Raw genomic sequence first — 246 nt, 5'->3', positions numbered from 1 at the left:
GCCACCACTTCCGCGGCGTGCCGCACGCTGTCCTTGGCCGTGCCGGTCGCGGCGCGCACGCTGTCGTTGCGGGTCACGGGTTCCTCCTCCTCGGTGGCGTGTCCGGGCTCGGGGGCGCTTGCCCACGTCTGCTGTCTGTCGCCTCTCCGCCCGCTTGCAGATCATGCCTGCGCAGCGGACGTACGGCATGCGCTGGCGGGCATCCGGGTCAATGCGGACTTGGGCGCCTTGGGATGACAATGCCAC

At 70.7% G+C, this 246-nt stretch carries 1 protein-coding gene; it reads right to left on the bottom strand.

What is annotated here, in order from left to right:
• A partial coding sequence (locus C3481_RS17000; RefSeq protein WP_181021969.1) for a DUF5324 family protein occupies positions 1–77 on the bottom strand: 77 nt, incomplete at its 3' end.
• Between the last annotated feature and the right edge of the window lie 169 nt (positions 78–246).

Origin of the sequence: Microbacterium sp. Ru50 (genome assembly GCF_002920555.1) — a bacterium.
Taxonomy (GTDB): Bacteria; Actinomycetota; Actinomycetes; order Actinomycetales; family Microbacteriaceae; genus Microbacterium; species Microbacterium arborescens.
Note: the sequence above shows the minus strand (reverse complement) of the source record. Positions and strands in the feature narration are given on the sequence as shown.